The following is a 20784-nucleotide window of genomic DNA, read 5'->3' as shown; positions in this document are numbered from 1 at the left end:
ACGGCAGGGGGGTGGCGATGCGCGGACGGCTGCCTGGGCTCGACCTGCTCCGCGGCGTCGCCGTGGCACTGGTGCTGCTGAACCACGCGCACCCGTTCTTCGGCGGCGCCGGGGTGGTCGGGGTCACGATGTTCTTCGCGCTGAGCGGCTACCTGATCACCGGCGTCCTGGTCCGCGACATCTACCTCACCGGCGGGGTGCGGCTGGCGGTGTTCTACCGGAACCGGGCGCTGCGGCTCATCCCCGCGCTGCTGCTGTTCCTGCTCGGGTACGTGGTGGTCGAGGGCGTGTTCAACCACCTGGGCGAGCGTGGCCTGGTGCCGCAGAGCGTGGCCGTCGCGTTGACCTACACGACGAACATCCCGGGCATCCCGAACGGCAGCGGAAGCCTCTACCACCTGTGGACGCTGGCCACCGAGGAGCAGTTCTACGTGCTGTGGCCGCTGGTGCTGCTGTTCGGCTTCCGGCGGGTGGGGCTGCGGCGCGTGGTGGGGCTCGTCGCCGCGGGCGTGGTGATGATGTGCGTGCTGACGCTCAAGCTCACCGAGCCGGACGTCGCCCGCGTGTACGCCCTGCCGTCCTCGTGGTGGCTCACCATCATGATCGGCTCGGTGGCGTACCTCGGCCGCGAGGAGCTCGCCAGGCTGCTGCCCACCACCGCCGGCCGGCGGCGCGCACTGCAGCTCGTGGTGCTCGCAGCCATCGGCGTCGTCGCCGCCATCCCCGGCCTGGCCCACTCCTCGCTCATGTACCTGCTGATCGCGCCCGGGGTGGCGCTCGGCACCGCGGTGCTCATCACCTACGCCAGCCACTGGGACACGCTGCCCAGCCGGCTCCTGCGCCCGCTGCTGCACCTGGGCACCATCTCGTACGCCGCCTATCTGTGGAACGCGGCGATCATGCGCTGGCTCGAGCCGATCGGCGGACTGCTCGCCTCGGTGCTGGTGGTGACGCTGACGCTCGCGGCGGCGACGGCGAGCTGGTGGCTCGTCGAGCGCCCGGTGCAACGGCTCAGGGCGCGGCTGGACCGCCGGCAGCCCGCGCTCCAGCGCTGACCGGCCCCACCAGCGCCTCGACAGCGGCACGCGCGCCGCGCTCTCGCAGCAACCCCAGCGCCGCGGAGTAGGCCGCCACGAACCGCCGGTCGTCGACGAGGTCCCCGAACAGGTCGCGCTGGGCCAGGAACGCCGTGGGGTCGGCGCTCTGGGCGGCGGCCGCCGTCCGCAGCCGGTCCCGGAGCCGGTCCACCACCTCGAAGGGCTCGCCCTGGTCGTCCACGCCCTCCGCGTGGCGGGCCCAGGCGGCGATCACCAGCGCGCACCGGCCCACGTCGCCGCCGGCGGCGAGCCGGCTGCGGGCCACTGGCGCCAGCCACCGGGGAACGCGGTCCGATCCGTCGGCGCATAGCCGCGCCAACGGGTCGCGGATCGCCGGGCTCGCGAACCGCTCCAGGAGGGTCCGCTTGTAGGCGGCCAGGTCGACACCTGGCACGTCCGCGAGCGTGGGCGTCACCTCCTGGTCCAGGTACTCGGCGAGGAACTGCGCGAACAGCGGGTCCTGCGCCGCCTCATGCGCGAGCCGGTACCCGGCCAGGCGGGCCAGGTAGCACAGGGCCTGATGACCGCCGTTGAGCAGCCGCAGCTTCATCAGCTCATACGGCCCCACGTCCTCGACGACTTGCACGCCGGCGGCCTCCCACGGCGGGCGGCCCTGGCCGAAGTCGTCCTCGACCACCCATTGCGCGAACGGCTCGCACACCACCGGCCACTCGTCCTCGATGCCGAAGGCGGCGGCGACCAGCTCCCGGTCGTCCTCGGTGGTGGCGGGCGTGATGCGGTCCACCATCGAGCTCGGGAAGCGCACCTCGCGCTCCACCCAGTCCCCCAGCGCCTGGTCGCGCAGCCGGGCGAACGCGACGAACGAGCGGCGCGCCACGTCGCCGTTGCCCGGGACGTTGTCGCAGGACATCACCGTGAACGGTGGCAGGCCGCGCTCACGGCGCCGGGCCAACGCCTCGGTGACCAGGCCGAACACGGTGGCGGGCGCCGCCCCGGGCGCCAGGTCCGCCTGCACGGCCGGGTCGTCCGCGCGGAACTCACCCGTCACCGGGTGCTGGTGGTAGCCGCCCTCGGTGATGGTCAGGGAGACGATGCGCGTGATCGGCGCCGCCATCTGCACGATGACGGCCTCCGGATCGTCGGGCGCGAACAGGTAGGCGACCAGGGAGCCGATGACCCGCGCCTCCAGCCTCCCGTCCGGGTGCTTGACCACCAGCGTGTACAGCCCGTCCTGCAGGTCGAGCGCATCCCTCATCCGCCGGTCGCCCGGCAGCAGGCCCACGCCGCACACCCCCCAGTCGAGCGCGTCTCCCCGGTTCATCAGCCGGTCCAGGTACATCGCCTGATGCGCCCGGTGGAACCCGCCCACCCCGATGTGGACGATCGCGGGAGCCACCGCTCGCCGGTCGTAGCCCGGCACCGCCACTTGGGGGTCGAGCGAGCCGAGCGTCGAGGCGTTCAGCACCGTCACCGCAGTCCTCCGACCCTCGGGCTCGTCGCGTCGCGGCACGGGCAGGGCGCCTGACGGCCCCCGCCCCTCCGGTGAGGGCGCCCAGCGCCAGGCCTTCGCTGCAGGGTTGATCGTCGCCATCGCAGTGCCGCCCCCTCGCGTGCACGTGGTTCCGACGCGTCCGCACCGACGCGCCGGGCAGTCCTCTCCGACGACTCCCCGACGATCCCGGCGGAGCCGACCACGACGTCCCTGTCGTGTGCGGCGCACGTGCTGCCCGGGGTCCCCTGACGAGCTGCTGGAGTGGGCTCGCCTCAGCCTGGCACGGGCCCACAGGTCCGTCCACACGAGCCGTCGGCGAGGTCGAATGGACATCTGACCAGCACCGTCGCCCGCCCGGCGGGCCTCGGGAGGTCGCGTCGACGCGAGGGCCCCCCTGGGCGCCCGACCAGTTCCGCGCGGGGCCGATGAGTGTGGGGGGGCTGCGGAGTCAGCACCTCTGAGCAGTCCGCCAGACCCGCGTCCACCACCACCGCAGGAGCAGCCATGTCGATCCGCCTGAACCCGTACCTCAGCTTCCGCGACTCCACCCGGGAGGCGATGACGTTCTACCAGTCCGTCTTCGGCGGGGAGCTCACGCTCAGCACCTTCGCCGAGTTCCAGGTCAGCCAGGACCCTGCCGAGCAGGAGAAGATCATGCACTCGATGCTCACCACTGAGAACGGGCTCGTGCTCATGGCGGCGGACGTCCCCAACTCGATGGAGGTCCCCGAGTCGAGCGCCTCGGTCTCGCTGAGCGGCGAGCATGAGGACGACGAGCCGCTCCGGCGGTACTGGGATCGCCTGAGCGGCAGCGGCGCCGTCGTCGAGCCCCTCTCCGTGGCGCCGTGGGGCGACGCCTTCGGCATGTGCGCCGACAAGTTCGGGGTGCGCTGGATGGTGAATATCGCGGGCCCGGGCGCCTGACGTCAGGCGCGCCCGCGCGCCTCCTCCAGGTACCGCAGCACGGCGGTGACGCGGCGGTCCGCCAGGTCGGTGGGCGCCAGGTCGAGCTTCGCGAAGATGCTGCGGATGTGCTTGTGCACCGCGCCCTCGGTGACGAACAGCCGGGCGGCGATCGCGGCATTGCCGAGCCCTTCGGCCATCACCGCGAGCACCTCGCGCTCGCGCGGGCTCAGCCGGTCCAGCCGGCCGTCCGAGCGTGTCCGCGCGAAGAGCTGCGCGACGACGTCCGGGTCGATCGCCGCGCCCCCGGCGGCCACGCGGCGTAGCGCGTCGAGGAACTCCTCGACCCGCCCGACCCGCTCCTTGAGCAGATAGCCCAGGCCCGCGCTGCCATGCGCCAGCAGATCGGTGGCGAACGCCTCTTCCACGTACGCGGACAGCACCAGCACCGCGAGCCCTGGCTGCCGGCGGCGGGCCTCCACCGCCGCGACGATCCCCTCGTCGGTGTGCGTGGGCGGCATCCGCACGTCCACGATCGCGACGTCCGGCCGGTGCTCGGCGACCGCCGCGAGGAGCCCGGCCGGGTCGGTGGCGGTGGCGACGACGTCCAGCCCCTCGGCGCGCAGCAGCAGCGCCAGCCCCTCGCGCAGCAGCGCGTCGTCCTCCGCGATCACAATCCGCATGGCAGCGTCACCTCCAGACGCGTGGGCCCGCCCACCGGGCTGGTCAGCGTGAACGTGCCGTCGTGGGCCCGCACGCGCCGGCGGATGCCCGCGATGCCGCTCCCGCCGCCCGTCGAGGCGCCTGCGCTCATCTCCGCCGCCCCGCCCACCCCGTCGTCCTGCACTGCGACCTCCAACCGGTCGTCGATCCGCCGCACCGTCACCACGGAGCCCTGCGCCTGGCTGTGCCGCACCACGTTCGTCAGCGCCTCGGCGACGACGAAGTACGCGGTCGCCTCCACCGACGCGGCACACCGCCCGATGTCCGCGGCGTCGAGCTGGCATGGCACCGGGCTGGTCGCGGCCAGCCCGGACAGCGCGTCGCCCAACGACCTGTCCTCCAGCACCGCCGGCAGGATGCTGCGCGCGACAGCACGCAACTCGACGAGCGCCTGCTCGGCGGCGTCCTGCGCGCGGCCGAGCAGCGGCGCCGCCTCGGCCGGGTCGCGGGCGAGCGCCCGTTGCGCGGCGCCGAGCAGCAGGCTGACGGCGACGATGCGGTTCTGCGTGCCGTCATGCAGGGACCTCTCGATGCGCCGCAGCTCCGCCGCGTGGGCGTCGAGCGCGCCGGCGCGGGTCGCGGTGAGCTCCTGGACGCGCATTGCCAAGTCCGTCCCCCGGTCGGGGCTCAGCAGCCGCCGCCCGGGCCAGGACTGCAGGCGGGCCATCCACGGCGCCACACCCACCGCGATCGCCACCCACGCGAAGCCGGCGAGCGTGACGGCGAAGGCGCCGGCCCAGCCCTGCACGATCCACGGGGCGAAGGACGGCGAGCGGAACTCCTCGGCCACCGACCGCCACCACAGCACGAAGGTGGCGTCCCGCGCGGCGTTCAACGGCAGCGTCAACCCGAGCAGGCCCAGCACCAGGCCGAGCGTCGACGCGCACACCAGCCAGCCGAGCTCGCGGCGCACCGCCGTGTCCGCGAGCGCCGCGCGCAGCCTGTCCGGCACGGGATGCGGGCCGATGACCTCCCGCCCGCTGCGGGTGAGCCGTGCGCGCTCCCGGTCGGAGACGGCCCGCGCCGCGCGCAGGGCTCCCGGCAGCAGCCAGAACCCGACGCCCACCACGCAGGCGACAGCGCACACCGCCACCCACAGCAGCGCCACCACGGCGAGCACCGACGTCGCCAGCCCGCCTGCGAGCTGCTCGAACGCGTCGAGGGCGCGCCCCGCCACCCTGCCGCCACGTCGGGCGGCGGTCGCCTCACGCTGAGCCAGGGCCTCCACGTCGAGGACCCTAGGCGACCCGCGCGCGCAGCGGCAGGCCCCCGGCCAAGAAGTACAGCCTGCTGCACCTGGCCTCGGGCGCTGGCGGGATCGTCGCGGGCTCATGCGGTTCGTAGCGTCGGTGGGGTCCGGAACACCTCGACCAGGGAGCCCGCCATGTCCGACCCGTACCGCCTCACCGACGCCTCCGGCAGCACCGCCGACGCGGGCCCCACGCGAGCCACCGCCGCCACGGCTGCCACTGCTGCCACCGCTGCCACCGCGGACGAGGCCGCGCGGCGGGACGGCCAGCGCGCTGTGCTGTGGGCGCTGCTCGTGCTGAGCGCCGTGGCGAACTCGGTGACCTCGGCCATGGCCGTCCCGCTGGCCATCAGCCTGGCGCTGGGCGGCCTGACGCTGGCGAGCATCAGCGCGCTGGTGCTGTCGCACCCCCGTGGGCGGCGGTGATGGGCGGCAGGAGGGGCGCGCTCGGGTTCCCGGCAGCCGCGCCGTCGGCGCGCGTGGGCGGAGCGGCGCCGTCGGCGCCCGTGGACGGCTCGGCGCCGCCGGCTGTGGCGCTCACGAACGTCAGCAAGGTCTACGCCGGCGGGGTGCGCGCACTCGACGACGTGACGCTGGCCGTCGAGCGCGGCTCCTTCGTCGCGGTGATGGGGCCCTCCGGATCCGGCAAGAGCACGCTCATGCACTGCGCGGCGGGCCTGGACTCGCCGACCAGGGGACGGGCCGCCATCGCCGGGATCGACCTCACGCGCTTGGACGAGACGGCCCGCACCGAGCTGCGCCGCACGCACGTCGGATTCGTCTTCCAGGCCTACAACCTGCTGCCGTCGCTCAGCGTGATGGACAACATCACGCTGCCGCTGCGGCTGGCGGGCGCCCGGCCCGATCACGAGTGGCTCGGCGCCCTGGTGGAGCGGGTCGGGCTCACGGACCGCCTGACGCACCGCCCCGGCGAGCTCTCGGGCGGGCAGCAGCAGCGCGCGGCCATCGCGCGGGCCCTCGCCGCCCGGCCCGCGGTGGTCTTCGGCGACGAGCCCACCGGCGCCCTCGACCTGCGCACCGGCCACGAGGTGCTGGACCTGTTGCGGGACCTGGTGGACACCCTGGGCCAGACGGTCGTCATGGTCACGCACGACCCGGCGGCCGCAGCCCGCGCCGACCGCGTCGTCGTGATGGCCGATGGCCGCGTCGTCGACTCCCTCGAGGCGCCCACCCCCGCCCGCCTCGCGACCACCCTCACCGCGCTGGAGGTGCGCTGACATGCTGCACCTCGCCGCGCGCATGGCCCGACACCGGGCCGCCGCACTCCTCGCCGTCGCCTGCGCCGTGCTCGGCGCCGCCGCGTTCCTCACCGCCATCGGCGTGCTCGCCGAGTCCGGCCTGCGCTCCCATGTGGCGCCCCAACGCCTGGCCGGGGCCGATGTGGTGGTCACCGCGTCCCAGTCCCTCCCCCAGCCCGGCGACCTGGCCGTCGCGCTGCCCGAGCGGGCGCCCGTCCCGGCCAGCCTGGTCGCCGAGCTGGCGGGCCTGCCCGGTGTCGTCGCGGCGGTGGGCGACGTGAGCTTCCCGGCGGCCGTGATCGGCGCCGACGGCGAGGTGGTCGACGCGGGCGACGCGGCCTCGGCCGGTCACGGCTGGTCCTCCACGGCACTGCTCGACGGCGCGGCACTATTCGGCAGCGCGGCCCCGTCTGACGGCGAGGAGCCGCCCGACAGCGCCGCGACGTCCGCCGGGCCCGCCATCGGGCAGGTGGCGCTCGGCTCAGGCCTGGCGGCCACCGCCAAGGCCCACGTCGGCGACCGGGTGCAGGTCATCGCCGCCGGGACGCCCGGCACGTACGAGGTGGCCGCCGTCGTCCCCGGCGGCATGGGCGGGGTCTACTTCGACGACGTGACGGCCCTGCGCCTCGCCGGTGGCAGTGGCGGCCAGGCAGCCGCTCCGACGGCCACCGTCGACCTGGTCGCCCTGCGCGTCGAGCCCGGCGCCGTGGACGAGGTCGCCGACACGGTCCGCGACCTCGTCCAGGACGCCGGCCTGATCGTCTCGACAGGTGACGCGCGCGGTGACGTCGAGAGCCCGCAGGCGACGGCCGGACGCGGGCTGCTGCCCGCCATCGCGGGGTCGATGAGCGGGGTGACGCTGCTGGTGGTCGGCTTCATCGTGGCGGGCGCGCTCGCGGTGTCGATCAGCGCCCAGCGTCGCGACCTCGCCTTGCTGCGGGCCGTGGGGGCGACGCCGCGCCAGGTGCGGTCGCTCGCGGCCTGGCAGGCGACTGTCGTGTCCGTGGCGGCGATGATCCCCGGCGTCGCGCTCGGGTACCTCCTCGCGGAGCGGCTCCGGCACGTCCTGGCCTCCTCGGGGATGCTCTCCCCCGACCTGCCCCTCACATTCGGTCCCCTCCCCGGGGTGGCGGCGGCAGTCCTGCTCGTCCTCGTGGTGCAGCCCGCCGCGCGCGCGGCCGCCCGCCGGGTCTCGCGGCTGCCCGCCACGGAGGCGGTGGCCGAGTCCCGCACCGAGCCGCGCACGCCGTCGCGGGTGCGCGCGCTGACCGGCGGGGCGCTGATCGTCGGCTCCCTCGGCATCGCCGTGACACCGCTGCTGGCGCGCACCCCGGAAGCGGCCATCGGCGCCTCGCTCGCGGGCATCGTCGCGGCGATCGGCCTGGCGCTGGTGGGCCCCCTGCTGGTGGGCGGTGTCGGCAGATGGCTAGCGCGCCGGCTGCCCGCTCGGGCGTCGGCGTCCACATGGCTCGCCGTGGCCCACACGCATGGCCACTCGCTACGCGTCGGAGCCGCCGTCAGCACGCTTGCCCTGGTGGTTGTCTTCACGCTCACCTACGCGTTCACCCAGACGACGGTGCTCGCCGCGGCGGCCGGCGACCTCCGCGCCGCCACCACAGCCCAGGCCACGTTGAGCGCGCCTGCGCTGGGCGGGGTCTCCGACGAGGTGGCCGCCGCCGTGCGCGACCTGCCCGGGGTCGAGGCCGTCGCCCCGCTCAGCACCACCACCGTCGTGGCGCCCCTCACGATGTTCGGCGAGACGACGATGGAGAGCGCCCCCGCCGCGATCCTCACCCCCGACTCCGCCGGTGTGCTCGACCTCGACCTCCGCGACGGGGACCTCGCCGACCTCAGGGGCGACACGGTCGCCGTGGACGCCGGATCGGCCCGCGCCCACCCGGTCGGTAGCACCCTGGACCTCGTCCTGGGTGACGGGACGCCCGTGCGCGCGGAGGTCGTCGCCGTGCACGGACGCGGGCTCGCCTTCGGATCGATCATCCTCGCGGGCGACCTGGCCGCCGGGCACTCCGCCCATCTCGCGCAGAGCGTGCTGGTGCGCACCGATGGCACGGCCGCGGCGTCCGAGGCGCTCGCGGGCTTCACCGCCGAGCATCCCGGCGTGGTGCTCCTCGACGGCAGCGCAGGCGCCTCGGCAGGAGCAGGCGCTTCAGCCGAGGCCGGCGGCGCGGACGGGCTCGGCGCCGTCCCACCCGAGCTGTGGATCAACCTCGTGGTGCTCGCCGTCCTGCTGGGCTACCTGCTGCTCGGCGTCGTCAACACGCTCGTCGCCGGCACCTTGGAGCGCCGCCACGAGATCGCGGCGCTCCGGCTCGCGGGCGCCACACCGCGTCAGGTCCGGTCGATGATGCGTCGCGAGGCCGCGCTCGCGAGCGGTGTCGCCCTGGCGGCCGGAGGGCTGCTGTCCGTGGTCCCGTTGGCGATGCTGGGCATCGGGTTCCTCGACCGCCCGCTGCCTGCCGGGCCCTGGTGGCTGGCGCCCGGGGTGGCCGCGCTCGTGGTGGTGCTGGCGTTCGCCGCCGTCGAGCTGCCGACCCGGCGGACGCTGCGCACGCCCCCGGCGCGCATGCTCGCGGAGGCGCTGTAGACGGCGCGGCGGGGGCTGACGGGACCCCCGTCGCCTCGATAACGTTGTCGAAAATCCGCATCGTCCCTAAGGTGGCAACGCAATGACTCAAAGCACTCGCAAAGGGGCGAACAGTGCATCGAATCAGCAAATCCTCACGCGTTCTTGGACCACTACTCCTCGCAGCCGTCGTCGGGCTGGGTCCCGTGCCAGCGATGGCCGCTGACACCGCCGCCGTGCCGGGTGGGGCCGTCAACCCGACCACCACCCAAGTCACGACGGCGCGCGGAACCGGGGCCGTCGTGGCCCTCACCTTCGACGACGGCCCGAACCCCGGCGAGACCGACGCGGTGCTGGACCTCCTCGCCGAGCACAGCATCCCGGCGGTCTTCTGCGTGATCGGGCAGAACATTCAGGGCACGCGCGGCGCGGAGCTGCTGCGGCGGATCGTGGCGGACGGCCACACGCTGTGCAACCACACGACGAGCTACGCCGACATGGGCTCGTGGACGCCGGAGCAGGTCGAGGCGGACCTCGTCGAGAACCTGGCGATCATCCGCGAGGCGCTCGGCGACCCGAATGCGCCCGTGCCGTACTTCCGGGCGCCGAATGGGAGCTGGGGGCAGACGGCGGAGGTCGCCGCCCGGCTCGGCATGCAGCCGCTCGGCCTCGGCAACACCATCGCCGACTGGGAGACGCAAGACGTCGCCACCCTGACGGCGAGTCTCCGGGCCGCCATGCAGCCCGGCGCCGTGGCCCTCGTCCACGACGGCGGCGGTGACCGCACCGGCACGGTCGAGGCGGTGCGCACCGTCGTCGCCGAGAAGATCGCCGCCGGGTGGACGTTCACCCTCCCCGCCGAGCGCGGGCCGGACGGCGGCGGTGGTGGTGGGACGACGCTCCTGTCGAACGACTTCGAGGACGCCCTGGCGCCGTGGTCCGCCCGAGGGAACGGCACGGCTCCCACGGTCACGCTCACCGACCAGGCCGCCCACAGCGGCACGCAGTCCGCACTGGTCGACGGTCGCGGGGACACCTGGCACGGCATCGGCGCCGACGTCTCGGACCTGTTCGACGCCGGAGTCACCTATCACGTCTCCGCCTGGGTCAAGCTGGCGGAGGGCGCCGCCCCGGACCCGGCTGACCTGCGCGTCAGTGTGCAGCGCGACGTCGACGGCTCGTCCAGCTACGACACCGTCGCCACGGCCACCGGCGTCACCGCCGGCGAGTGGGTGCAGGTCAGCGCCGACTACACGATGGCCGCCGCCGACTCGGCGCTGCTGTACATCGAGTCCGCCGCCGGGACCTCCTCGTTCCTCGTCGACGACATCGTGGTCACCCGTGACTCGGCGCCGCCGGTGCAGACGGACATCCCGTCCCTGAAGGACGAGCTGCCGTGGCCGATCGGCGTCGCGATCGACGAGCGCGAGACCGCAGGCCAGGGCGCTGTGCTCGTCGAGAAGCACTTCGACCAGATCACCGCCGAGAACGCCATGAAGCCGGAGTCCATCCAGCCGACCGAGGGCGAGTTCACGTTCGCGGAGGCCGATCACCTGGTCGACGCCGCGATCGCCAACGGCCAGCGCGTCTACGGCCACACCCTGGTGTGGCACAGCCAGACCCCCGACTGGTTCTTCCTCGACGAGGCCGGCCAGCCGCTCACCAACAGCGCCGCCCACCAGGCAGTGCTGCGGAACCGCATGAAGACCCACATCGACACGGTCGCGGGCCACTACCGCGAGAAGTACGGCGAGTACGGGACGCCCGGCAACCCGATCGTCGCGTTCGACGTGGTCAACGAGGCCATCGCCGAGTCCGAGTCCGACGGGCTGCGGCGCAGCCGCTGGTACGAGGTGCTCGGCGAGCAGTACCTCGACCTCGCGTTCGAGTACGCCAGCGACGCGTTCAACCGTGGGGTCACCGACAACCCGCCGGTCACGCTGTTCCTCAACGACTACAACACCGAGCTGCCCGCCAAGCGGGCGGCGATGATCTCGGTGGCGCAGCGCCTGCTCGATCGCGGGGCGCCCGTCAACGGGCTCGGCCACCAGTTCCACGTGAGCCTCGTCCAGCCCGTCGCCCAGCTCCGCGCGAGCATCGACGCGTTCGCGGCGTTGGGCCTGGCGCAGGCGGTGACGGAGCTCGACGTGCAGATCGACGGCACTGTCACGCAGGAGAAGGTCGTCCAGCAGGGCTATTACTACGCCGACGTCTTCGACATGCTCCGGGACTACCCCGACCTGTTCGCGGTGACCGTGTGGGGCCCGTATGACAGCCGCAGCTGGCGCTCCGGCGCCCCGCTGCTCTTCGACGACCAGCTCCAGGCCAAGCCCGCCTACTGGGGCATCGTCGACCGCGGCGAGCTGCCCGCGCTCACCCGGCAGGCGAATGTGCACGCGGGTGACGTGGCGATCGACGCGAAGGCCGTCGACGCGCGCGAGTGGGACCTGCTCCCCCTCGTCGAGGTCGGCTCCGACGGAGTCGGCTCCACCGGGTTCCAGCTCCGCTGGGCCGAGGACCACCTCACCGCGTACGTGCAGGTGGCCGACGCCACCGACGACGGCGCGGACGACGCGGTGGACCTGTTCGTCGGCGACACCGCCGTGACCGTCGCCCGCGACGGCAGCGGCACAGCGGGCGACAACGCCGTGGTCCGCAGCTCCGCCGCCGGGTACACCGCAGTGGTGCGCCTGCCCGCAGACGGCCTCGCCGAGGACTCGACAGTCCCGTTCGACCTGCGGGTCAGCGACGGGTCCACGGGCGGCAAGTTGTCGTGGAACGACCTGTCCCACGGCCAGGAGGACGGTTTGCGCCGCGGAGTCGTCACGCTCGTCGAGCCGGTCGGCCTCATCGAGGCGCCGCACGCCGCCGTCGCCCCCGTCATCGACGGCGTGGTGGACGACGTGTGGGCGTCCGCCGCGACCGTCCACACCGGCACGCTGGTGGAGGGCGAGCTCGGGGCTGCCGCCGACGTGTCGCTGCTGTGGCGTGAGGGCACGCTCTACGCGCTGTTCCAGGTCACCGACGACGAGCTCGACGCGGGCAGCACCAACGCCTGGGAGCAGGACTCCGTCGAGGTCTTCCTCGACCCGGCCAACGCGAAGGCGGGCGCCTTCCAGCCCGCTGACGGCCAGTACCGGATCAGCTACTCGAACGCCGTCTCGGTGAGCGGGGACCTGGACGTCATCGGCGACAACCTCACCAGCGCCACCGCCGTCACCGACACCGGATACCTGGTCGAGGCGGCGCTCCTCCTGGAGAACCCCGTCGAGGCAGGCGGGTTCGTCGGCGTCGACTTCCAGGTCAACGACGCCGCCGCGGGCGTCCGCACCGGCGTGGTGACCTGGACCGACCCGACGGGCCGGTCCTACCAGAACACCGCGCGGTGGGGTGTCGCCCAGCTCCTGGCGCCGGTGGTCGAGCCGGAGCCCGAGCCGGCGATCACCCTGGACCGTCCAGTGGTGCGGGCCGGGGAGAAGGTCACGGCACACGTCAGCGGCTTCGAGCCGGGCAGCACCGTCACCGTCACGCTGCAGTCCACGAAGGGCGGCAAGCACGCCCCGAAGCCCGTGCGGCTCGGCAAGGTGAAGGCCGGGGCCGACGGCTCCGCAGTCGCCACATTCGTCGTGCCGCGGAGCGTCGCTGCCGGCCCGTACTCGCTGACCGCCGCCTCCGGCGACCTGCGCGCGCAGGAGCGGTTGATCGTGACGCCCGCACGCAAGGGTCACGACAACGGGCACGGGCACGGGCACGGAAACGGCAACGGGCATGGCAACGGGAAGGGGCATGGCAACGGGAAGGGCTGACCCAGCGCTGCTGACCTGACCCCTCGAACCCGCGGCGCCGGCAGGATCATCTCCTGCCGGCGCCGTGCGGCTGTCCAGGGCGACGCGCCCTGCGGGACGGGTCCGGCCCGCGTCAGCCCTTGTCGGCGCCCGGCACCTTGTCGGTGACGTCGTCGTACGTCTGCTCCCCCGGCAGCTCGGAGGTCTCGTAGACGAGGCGCACGACGCCCGCCGGGTAGGCCTCCGAGTGCAACAGCCGGAACGGGTAGATCGGTTGGCCCTCATCGAACAGGCGCTCGCCCTGGCGGGCCGCCACGGGGTGCACGAACAGGCGCAGCTCGTCGAGCAGCCCCGCGGCGAGGAGCTGGCGCACCACCGAGATGGACCCGGGGATGAGGATTTTGTCGACGCCCTCCTCGGCGGACAGCGCGCGCACCGCCTCGATGAGGTCGCCCTGCAGGGCCTCGGCGTTCCGCCACCCCAGGTCCTGGTGACCTCGCGTCACGACGACCTTGCGCATGTCGCCGAGCTCCGCCGCGAACGCCGCGTCCTCCCCGCCCGCGGTCTCCCGCTCCGGCCAGGCGCCTGCGAAACTCTCGTACGTGCCACGTCCGATCAGCAGGACGTCGACGTCCGCGTAGTCCTCACCCACCCCGGCGCCCATGGCCTCGTCGAAGTAGGGGAAGTGCCACGCAGGGTCGATCTCGACGACGCCGTCGAGCGAGCTGAACAGGGTGGAGACGATCTTCGCCATCGGGCCCTCCGGGATTCGCGGGCCCGCTCGGCACGGGCGCTCCCCACGATCAGACCGCATCGGGCCCGCGAAGTCATCGGGTGGCGGGCGGCTACTTGACCGCGCCGCCCAGCGCCCCGGCGGCGATGTACCGCTGCGCGAACACCAGCAGGATGATCGCCGGGATCGAGGAGATGACGGCGGTGGCCATGACCGGCCCCCAGCTCTGCACGTTCCCCTCGAGGTAGTCGTAGATGCCCAGCGTGATGGGCTTGACCGCGTCGCCGGTGGTCAGCGTCACCGCGAAGATGAAGTCGCTCCACGCGAAGAGGAAGCTGAACAGCCCGGCGGTGATGATCGAGTTCCGGCTGACCGGCACCACGATCGACCAGAAGGCCCGGAAGTGCCCGGCGCCGTCGACACGCGCCGCCTCGACGAGCGACGGCGGGATGGCCCGCATGAACGCGCTCATGATGAGGATGGCGAAGGGGATCGAGTGCGTCGCGTCGGCCAGCACGAGGCCGAAGATCGAGTTGAGCAGCCCCAGGTCGTTGAACAGCGTGTAGAGCGAGTTCGCGATGACGATGCCAGGGATCATCTGCGCGATGAGCAGCGCGAACACGAAGATCGCGATGCCCCGCAGGCGGAACCGGGCGAGCGCGTACGCGGCCGGGGTGGCGATCACCAGTGACACGACGACCACGCCGAGGGCGACGAGCAGGCTGGTGACGAGGTTGTCGGTCTGCTGGCTGAACGCCCGCTCATACCCGGCGAGCGTCGGCTGCGTCGGGAAGAACGAGCTGTTGGCCGCCGTCCCGCCGCCCTGGAATGACGTGTTGATCATCCAGTAGACGGGGAACAGCATGAACGCGAGGAGGATGAGCCCCACCACGGTGGACGGGAGCTGCCTGACGATGCTCGTCTGCTTCATGACCAGCCTTATTCGTCGACAGCGCGACGGTTGACGCGCAGGTAGATGAGGGCGAACACGAGGGACACCACGATCAGGATGTTGCTGACCGCGGCCCCCGTGCCGAAGGAGAACTCCTGGAACGACCGGTGGTAGGAGTCGGTGGCCAACGTCTGCGTCGAGTTCGCGGGGCCGCCGCGGGTGAGCCCGAGGATGATGTCGAGGACCTTGAGCGTGTAGATCACGCCCAGGACGAGCACCACGTTGACGACGGGGCGCAGGCTCGGCCAGGTGATGTGCCGGAAGGCCTTGAGCCCGGTGGCCCCGTCGAGCGACGCGGCCTCGTAGAGCTCCTCGGGGATGTCCTGCAGCCCGCTGTAGAGCAGCGTCACGTTGAACGGGATGCCCAGCCAGACGTTCACCAGGACCACCGACACCAGGGCGATGTCCGGGTCGGCGAGCCACGGGATCGGGCTCGACGTGAGGTTCAGCGCCTGCAGCACCTGGTTCAGCACGCCGCTGTCCTGGTCCAGGATCCACTTCCACACCGACGTGGAGGCGATCACCGGCAGCAGCCACGGGAGCAGCAGCATGGAGCGCATCACGTTGTTCAGCGGGAACTTCCGCTTGAAGAACAAGGCGAATGCCAAGCCGATGCCGAATTGGCCGATGATCGACCCGACCGTGAACAGCACGGTGTTCGTGACCGTCATGCCGAAGATATTGCTGCTGAACACCTCGACGTAATTGTCGAACCCGACCCACGGCGCCTCGCCGGTGAAGAATGTGCGCGTCGAGTAGTCCTGGAATGCCATCACGAAGTTCTTGCCGACGGGATAGCCGAAGAACACGATGACGTAGACGAGCGCGGGGGCGAGGAACAGCCACTGCGCCGTCGACTCTCTGCGGCGCGCGCGCTTCCTGGCGCCCTGTGGGCTCAGGTCGCCCGTGGCCGGGTCGACGGCGACAGTGGTGCTCATCTCAGATCCGATCCCCTTGAACAGATGGTGCGGAGGGTGCGATCACGCGGGCTCAGCCAGCGGCCTGCGCCCACGCCTCCTCGGGCGTCGACTTGTCCGTCAGGGCGAGCTGCACCGCGGTGTAGATCTGCGTGGCGGCGGCGGGCCAGTCCTCACCGAGGAGGGCCGTGCGCGAGCGCGCGGTCTGCACCGTCTCGGCGAACGCCGCGACGAGCGGGTTCTCCGTGGCGGCCTGCTCGGCCATCGCGCTGTCCGAGGGGACCGCGCCGCGGCGGGTCGCCATCGTGAGCTGGTTCTCGCCCTTGACGACGCAGGCGACGAGCTTGCCCGCGGCGGCCATGCGGTCCTTGTCCCCGGTCTGCGGGATGGTGAACGTCTCGCCGCCGAGCGGGGCGACGACGTCATCCCCCGCGTTCGGGACGGGGATCGGCACGGAGTCGAAGTTCAGGCCCTCGGCCGCTGTGAGGCTCGGCATGTTCCAGGGGCCGTTGATCATCATCGCGGCCTTGCCGGCGATGAACTGGTCGTTCACGTCGTTCTGCGACCAGCCCACGACGCTGGCCGACGCGGATCCGTCGGCGACGAGGCTGTCGACGAACGCGAGCGCCCCCGCTGCCTCGTCACTGGTCAGGTCGTCCTCGTCGGCGCCGTTGCTCCACAGGAACGGCAGGAACTGCCAGGTCCCCTCGAAGCTGTTGGCCGCGCTGAAGGCGATGCCGTAGCGGCCTTCGGCGGTCAGCGCCGCGGCGGCCGCGCTGAGCTCGTCCCACGTGGTGGGCGGCTCGATGCCCGCCTCGGCGAGGAGGTCGGCGTTGTAGAACAGGCCGAGCGAGTTGACGATCGGGGCGATGCCGTAGAGGTCGCCCTCGTACGTGCCGGCGGACAGGACGCCCTCCGGGAAGCCGTTGCCGGTGATCCCGTGGTCGGCCAGCGGCGAGAGCGCCCCGGAGGCGGCGATCTGCTGGACGTCGGGGTTGTCGAGCATCAGCACGTCGGGAAGCGTCTTGGACGAGGCCTGCTGCAGCACCGTCGCGATGAGGCCAGAGCCGGCCACGTGATTGGACGTGACCGTGACGCCGATCTCGGCGGCGCACGCCTGATAGATCTCGTCGTAGATGGGCGCGCTGCTCTCGGACATCGTGTCCGTGAGCGTCAGCGCGATGTCGCCGCTGTCCGACGACGATCCGCCGCCTGCGCAGGCGGTCAGCGCGAGCGCGGCCAGGCCTGCGGTCGCGCCCAGGGAGATCATTCGAGATCGGTTCATGACTCCAGCTCCTTTGCCAGTCATTCAAGTGTCGAGGTCAGGCCCGACGCACCGGTGAACGGCACGAAGACCTACCGTCCCGGCAGTCCGCAGTCGTCCTCCGCCGCATTGTGCCGCTCTGCGGTAAACCGGTTTGCGTCAGACGCGGGAGTCGCCGTGAGAGGCGAGAGTACGCACGGCTCGCGGCGACTGTCAAAGCGGTTTACCTCCTGTCTATGATGGGCTTCGACACCGACCAATGACGGATCGAGGAGGCGGCATGGCCACCATGCGCGAGGTTGCCCGGCATGCGGGCGTGTCCATCGCCACCGTGTCGTTCGTCGTCAACGGGACCAAGCCGGTCTCCGCCGCGACGCGGGCCCGCGTCCAGGCCTCGATGGACGAGCTCGGCTTCCGCCGGAACGTGCTCGCCCGGGCCCTGGCCAGCAACCGGACCCGCAACCTCGCCCTCGTCTTCCCCGCGCTCGAGCACCGCCTCGGCAACACCGCGCTGGGCGTCCTCACCAGCGCCGCCGTGGCCGCGAGCGCCCGCGGGTTCAACCTGGTCCTCTGGCCGGTGAGCAACGACCCCGCGCAGCTCGAGGAGTACGTGACCGGCGGCCTCGTCGACGCCGTGCTCCTCATGGAGGTCACCGCCGAGGACGCCCGCATCCCCCTGCTGCAGCGGCTCGACCTCCCGTTCGCGCTGATCGGGCGCACCGCGGAGCCATCCGGCCTGGCGTACGTCGACATGGACTTCGCCGGGGCCGTCGAGTCGGGCCTCGACCACCTCACCGCCCTGGGGCATCAGCACATCGCGCTGCTGCTCGGTGAGATCGCCTCCCCCCGCCTCGTCGGCTACGGGCCGATCGCGCGCACCCGCGACGCGTTCGAGAGCGGCATGCTCCGACGCGGGCTCGCGCCGGTGATCGTCTCTGCCCCGCAGACGCCCGCCGGGGGCCGCGCGGCCGCCGCTGACCTGCTGCGCGACCACCCGGAGACGACGGCGACGCTCGTCCTCAACGAGGACGCGCTGCCCACGTTCCTCGCCGGCCTCACCGCCCACGGGCGCTCGATCCCCCGCGACATGTCCGTGCTGGGCCTCGCGACCTCAGCGGACGCGGCGGCCATGTCCGATCCCCCCGTCAGCACCCTCGTCGCCCCGGGCTCCGAGCTCGGCCGGCTCAGCGTGGACTCGATGGTCGACCGCCTCGACGACCCAGCGACCCCGCTCGTCCAGGCGCTCATCCCGTGTGAGCTCCAGCTCGGCGACACCACATCCCCTCCCGCCGGCGCCACTCGGCCGCCTCGGGCCAGCTCGCAGTCGAAAGGCACCGTCCCATGAAGTTCACCGATGGTTTCTGGCATGCCCGCCCTGGCGTGGGGCTGCACTACGCCCGTGAGGTGGACCGGATCGTCGCCGGCGACGGCACGCTCACCGCGATCGCGCCCACCAAGACCATCACCACGCGCGGCGCCACCCTCAACCAGCCGGTCCTGACCACAGTCCTCTCAGCGCCGATGGACAACGTCATCACCGTGCGCGTGACCCACCACAAGGGCCGCCCCGACCCCCGGCGCTTCGACCTCGACGTGGCTGGCGACGCGCGCCCCACCGCCACCGTCGAGGACGGCCACGGCCAGCTCACCAGCGGCGCCCTCACCGCCCACCTGGACGTCGGGACCAGCTTCGAGCTCCGCTTCCAGGCCGGCGACCAGGTCGTCACCCGCAGCGCCGCCAAGTCGATGGCCTGGGCCTCGGTGGCCCCCGACGCCGCCATCGACCGCGGGCCGATCCAGCTCCGCACGGCCCCGGCCACGGGCTACATGCTCGCCCAGCTCGACCTGGGCGTCGGCGAGGTCGTCTACGGGCTGGGCGAGCGCTTCGGCCCGTACGCGAAGAACGGCCAGGCCGTCGACATCTGGAACGAGGACGGCGGCACGTCGAGCGAGCAGGCGTACAAGAACATCCCGTTCTACCTGACGAACCGCGGCTACGGGGTGTTCGTCAACGACCCCGGGCACGTCTCCTTCGAGGTGGGCTCCGAGGCGGTGGAGCGGGTCCAGTTCTCCGTCGAGGGCGAGACCCTCGAGTACCACGTCATCTACGGGCCCGATCCGAAGACGATCCTGGAGCGGTACACCGCCCTGACCGGGCGCCCCGCCGAGGTGCCCGCGTGGAGCTACGGGCTGTGGCTCACCACGAGCTTCACCACTGACTACGACGAGGCGACCGTCAACAGCTTCATCGACGGCATGGCCGAGCGCGACATCCCGCTGAGCGTCTTCCACTTCGACTGCTTCTGGATGCGCGACTTCAACTGGTGCGACCTCGAGTGGGACCCGCGCGTCTTCCCCGACCCGGACGGCATGCTCGAGCGGATGCACGCGCGGGGCCTGCGCGTGTGCGTGTGGATCAACCCGTACATCGCCCAGCAGTCCCCCCTGTTCGACGAGGGCATGGCGGCGGGCTACCTAGTGAAGCGGGCCGACGGCAGCGTCTGGCAGTGGGACCGCTGGCAGGCGGGCATGGGGCTCGTCGACTTCACCAGCCCCGAGGCCACGGCCTGGTTCAAGGACAAGCTGCGGGCGCTCGTGCGGCAGGGCGTCGACAGTTTCAAGACGGACTTCGGCGAGCGGATCCCCGTGGACGTCGTGTGGGCGGACGGCTCCGACCCCCTGCGCATGCACAACCTGTACGCCCACCTGTACAACCAGGCGGTGCACGAGGTGCTCGTCGAGGAGCGCGGCGAGGGCGAGGCTGTGCTCTTCGCGCGCTCGGCCAGCGCCGGTGGCCAGCAGTTCCCCGTGCACTGGGGCGGCGACTCCACCGCCTCCTACGCCTCGATGGCCGAAACGCTGCGCGGCGGGCTGTCGCTGGCCCTCAGCGGCTTCGGCTACTGGAGCCACGACATCGGCGGCTTCGAGGGTGTCCCGGACGCCGCCGTGTTCAAGCGGTGGACGGCCTTTGGGCTGCTGTCGAGCCACAGCCGCATGCACGGCTCCGACTCCTACCGCGTGCCGTGGATGTTCGGCGAGGACGAGGCCGATCCGCAGAGCGCAGTCAGCGTCGCCCGACGGTTCGCCCGCCTGAAGAACCGGCTCATGCCCTACCTGCTCGGCGCCGGGCGCGAGGCCCACGCCACCGGCACGCCGGTCATGCGGCCCATGCTCCTGGAGTTCCCCGGCGACCCGTCGGTCACCTACGTCGACCGGCAGTACATGCTCGGCGGGGACCTGCTCGTCGCGCCGGTGTTCAGCACCGAGGGCGACGTCGAGCTCTACCTGCCGGAGGGCCGCTGGGCGAGCCTCCTCACCGGCGAGCTCGTGGACGGCGGCGGCTGGCGCCGGGAACGGCACGAGTTCGACTCGCTGCCCGTCTACCTGCGCCCCGGCGCAGTGGTCCCCCTCGGCGCGCAGGAGGACCGGCCCGACACCGACCACCTGGTCGACCTCACGCTGCTGGTGCACCCCGGCGAGGCCGAGGACTGGTCGCGCACGGTGGAGGTCGCGCGGCCCGACGGGTCCACGGCGGCGTTCACGGTGCGCCGGGAGGGGGCCGGCCTTGTCGCGAAGTCTGCCGACGTGGCCGACGGCTGGTCACTGCAAGGTGTCGACGGCCGCCTGGTCGCGGCCGAGGCGGGAACAGCGCGACTGGCCTGACCCTTCTTGCGACTGCCACTGCCCCCGTCCGGTTCCCACCGGGCGGGGGCAGACCCGCGCTCGGGATGCGCGTTCCGACGACGGGCGTACGGTCGAGAACGCGGGGCCCACACGGCCCTGGCGAAGTCGAGGTGAACAACGACGTTCCACCTAGGGGGCAGCAACGATGCGACTCTTCGACTCACGACACGCACTCATAGGC

At 72.5% G+C, this 20784-nt stretch carries 15 protein-coding genes; 8 read left to right on the top strand and 7 right to left on the bottom strand.

Going from position 1 to position 20784, the window contains the following annotated elements; all coding sequences use genetic code 11:
- Window positions 1–17 precede the first annotated feature (17 nt).
- Entirely contained in the window at window positions 18–1055 is a 1038-nt protein-coding gene (locus tag BN3788_RS07850) for an acyltransferase family protein (protein WP_159066875.1), read from the top strand.
- Here BN3788_RS07850 and BN3788_RS07845 read toward each other — a convergent pair.
- Window positions 1012–2529: a mannitol dehydrogenase family protein gene (locus BN3788_RS07845; RefSeq protein ID WP_066583999.1), complete on the bottom strand. Its 1518-nt coding sequence runs from the start codon at window positions 2527–2529 to the stop codon at window positions 1012–1014. The genes BN3788_RS07850 and BN3788_RS07845 overlap by 44 nt on opposite strands.
- Window positions 2530–3054: 525 nt before the next feature.
- Between BN3788_RS07845 and BN3788_RS07840 the strand changes: the two genes are divergently transcribed.
- Window positions 3055–3474 carry a VOC family protein gene (locus BN3788_RS07840; protein WP_066583998.1) on the top strand — a complete coding sequence of 140 codons (420 nt, stop codon included), beginning with the start codon at window positions 3055–3057 and terminating at the stop codon, window positions 3472–3474.
- A gap of 2 nt (window positions 3475–3476) precedes the next feature.
- Here the strand turns inward: BN3788_RS07840 and BN3788_RS07835 are convergent, their stop codons facing one another.
- A complete protein-coding gene (locus BN3788_RS07835; RefSeq protein WP_066583988.1) occupies window positions 3477–4136 on the bottom strand; it encodes a response regulator in 660 nt (219 codons plus the stop codon).
- Window positions 4124–5404, bottom strand: a complete 1281-nt coding sequence (locus tag BN3788_RS07830) for a sensor histidine kinase (RefSeq protein ID WP_199824752.1) — start codon at window positions 5402–5404, stop codon at window positions 4124–4126. Before BN3788_RS07830 ends, BN3788_RS07835 begins: the two co-directional genes overlap by 13 nt.
- A gap of 156 nt (window positions 5405–5560) precedes the next feature.
- On the opposite strand from BN3788_RS07830, the gene BN3788_RS07825 reads away from it, so the two are divergent.
- From BN3788_RS07825 to BN3788_RS07810, 4 genes are all read left to right on the top strand, one after another.
- Window positions 5561–5851, top strand: coding sequence for a hypothetical protein (locus BN3788_RS07825; RefSeq protein WP_066583983.1), 291 nt, complete (start codon window positions 5561–5563; stop codon window positions 5849–5851).
- Window positions 5851–6663: an ABC transporter ATP-binding protein gene (locus tag BN3788_RS07820; protein ID WP_082812687.1), complete on the top strand. Its 813-nt coding sequence runs from the start codon at window positions 5851–5853 to the stop codon at window positions 6661–6663. The genes BN3788_RS07825 and BN3788_RS07820 overlap by 1 nt, the downstream gene beginning before the upstream one ends.
- 1 nt (window position 6664) lies before the next feature.
- Complete coding sequence (locus BN3788_RS07815; protein ID WP_066583981.1) at window positions 6665–9289, top strand: FtsX-like permease family protein; 2625 nt, start codon at window positions 6665–6667, stop codon at window positions 9287–9289.
- A gap of 194 nt (window positions 9290–9483) precedes the next feature.
- Window positions 9484–13074, top strand: a complete 3591-nt coding sequence (locus tag BN3788_RS07810) for an endo-1,4-beta-xylanase (protein WP_066583979.1) — start codon at window positions 9484–9486, stop codon at window positions 13072–13074.
- Window positions 13075–13186: 112 nt separating this feature from the next.
- Here the strand turns inward: BN3788_RS07810 and BN3788_RS07805 are convergent, their stop codons facing one another.
- From BN3788_RS07805 to BN3788_RS07790, 4 genes are all read right to left on the bottom strand, one after another.
- Entirely contained in the window at window positions 13187–13807 is a 621-nt protein-coding gene (locus BN3788_RS07805; RefSeq protein WP_066583977.1) for a dihydrofolate reductase family protein, read from the bottom strand.
- A 91-nt stretch (window positions 13808–13898) separates the two neighbouring features.
- Window positions 13899–14717, bottom strand: coding sequence for a carbohydrate ABC transporter permease (locus BN3788_RS07800; RefSeq protein ID WP_066583972.1), 819 nt, complete (start codon window positions 14715–14717; stop codon window positions 13899–13901).
- 8 nt (window positions 14718–14725) lie between these two features.
- Window positions 14726–15676: a carbohydrate ABC transporter permease gene (locus BN3788_RS07795; protein WP_082812686.1), complete on the bottom strand. Its 951-nt coding sequence runs from the start codon at window positions 15674–15676 to the stop codon at window positions 14726–14728.
- Between the two features lie 52 nt (window positions 15677–15728).
- Window positions 15729–16940 carry a sugar ABC transporter substrate-binding protein gene (locus BN3788_RS07790; RefSeq protein ID WP_108723802.1) on the bottom strand — a complete coding sequence of 404 codons (1212 nt, stop codon included), beginning with the start codon at window positions 16938–16940 and terminating at the stop codon, window positions 15729–15731.
- Between the two features lie 259 nt (window positions 16941–17199).
- On the opposite strand from BN3788_RS07790, the gene BN3788_RS07785 reads away from it, so the two are divergent.
- Together BN3788_RS07785 and yicI are read left to right on the top strand one after the other, a co-directional pair.
- Complete coding sequence (locus BN3788_RS07785) at window positions 17200–18264, top strand: LacI family DNA-binding transcriptional regulator (RefSeq protein WP_234346536.1); 1065 nt, start codon at window positions 17200–17202, stop codon at window positions 18262–18264.
- Window positions 18261–20582: an alpha-xylosidase gene (gene yicI, locus BN3788_RS07780; protein WP_066583968.1), complete on the top strand. Its 2322-nt coding sequence runs from the start codon at window positions 18261–18263 to the stop codon at window positions 20580–20582. The genes BN3788_RS07785 and yicI overlap by 4 nt, the downstream gene beginning before the upstream one ends.
- Window positions 20583–20784 lie beyond the last annotated feature (202 nt).

The sequence above is a fragment of the Cellulomonas timonensis genome, assembly GCF_900046455.1.
GTDB classification, from domain to species: Bacteria; Actinomycetota; Actinomycetes; order Actinomycetales; family Cellulomonadaceae; genus Cellulomonas_A; species Cellulomonas_A timonensis.
The sequence above is the reverse complement of the archived record's forward strand: the minus strand, read 5'-3'. Positions and strand labels throughout refer to the sequence as shown.

What these genes read in the sequence shown, in the direction of transcription:
- BN3788_RS07850 (WP_159066875.1), top strand. Translation starts at nt 18, where the DNA reads ATGCGCGGACGGCTGCCTGGGCTCGACCTGCTCCGCGGCGTCGCCGTG.
- BN3788_RS07820 (WP_082812687.1), top strand. Translation starts at nt 5,851, where the DNA reads ATGGGCGGCAGGAGGGGCGCGCTCGGGTTCCCGGCAGCCGCGCCGTCG.
- yicI (WP_066583968.1), top strand. Translation starts at nt 18,261, where the DNA reads ATGAAGTTCACCGATGGTTTCTGGCATGCCCGCCCTGGCGTGGGGCTG.
- BN3788_RS07790 (WP_108723802.1), bottom strand. Translation starts at nt 16,940, where the DNA reads ATGAACCGATCTCGAATGATCTCCCTGGGCGCGACCGCAGGCCTGGCC.
- BN3788_RS07805 (WP_066583977.1), bottom strand. Translation starts at nt 13,807, where the DNA reads ATGGCGAAGATCGTCTCCACCCTGTTCAGCTCGCTCGACGGCGTCGTC.
- BN3788_RS07810 (WP_066583979.1), top strand. Translation starts at nt 9,484, where the DNA reads ATGGCCGCTGACACCGCCGCCGTGCCGGGTGGGGCCGTCAACCCGACC.
- BN3788_RS07800 (WP_066583972.1), bottom strand. Translation starts at nt 14,717, where the DNA reads ATGAAGCAGACGAGCATCGTCAGGCAGCTCCCGTCCACCGTGGTGGGG.
- BN3788_RS07825 (WP_066583983.1), top strand. Translation starts at nt 5,561, where the DNA reads ATGTCCGACCCGTACCGCCTCACCGACGCCTCCGGCAGCACCGCCGAC.
- BN3788_RS07795 (WP_082812686.1), bottom strand. Translation starts at nt 15,676, where the DNA reads ATGAGCACCACTGTCGCCGTCGACCCGGCCACGGGCGACCTGAGCCCA.
- BN3788_RS07835 (WP_066583988.1), bottom strand. Translation starts at nt 4,136, where the DNA reads ATGCGGATTGTGATCGCGGAGGACGACGCGCTGCTGCGCGAGGGGCTG.
- BN3788_RS07815 (WP_066583981.1), top strand. Translation starts at nt 6,665, where the DNA reads ATGCTGCACCTCGCCGCGCGCATGGCCCGACACCGGGCCGCCGCACTC.
- BN3788_RS07840 (WP_066583998.1), top strand. Translation starts at nt 3,055, where the DNA reads ATGTCGATCCGCCTGAACCCGTACCTCAGCTTCCGCGACTCCACCCGG.
- BN3788_RS07785 (WP_234346536.1), top strand. Translation starts at nt 17,200, where the DNA reads ATGGCCACCATGCGCGAGGTTGCCCGGCATGCGGGCGTGTCCATCGCC.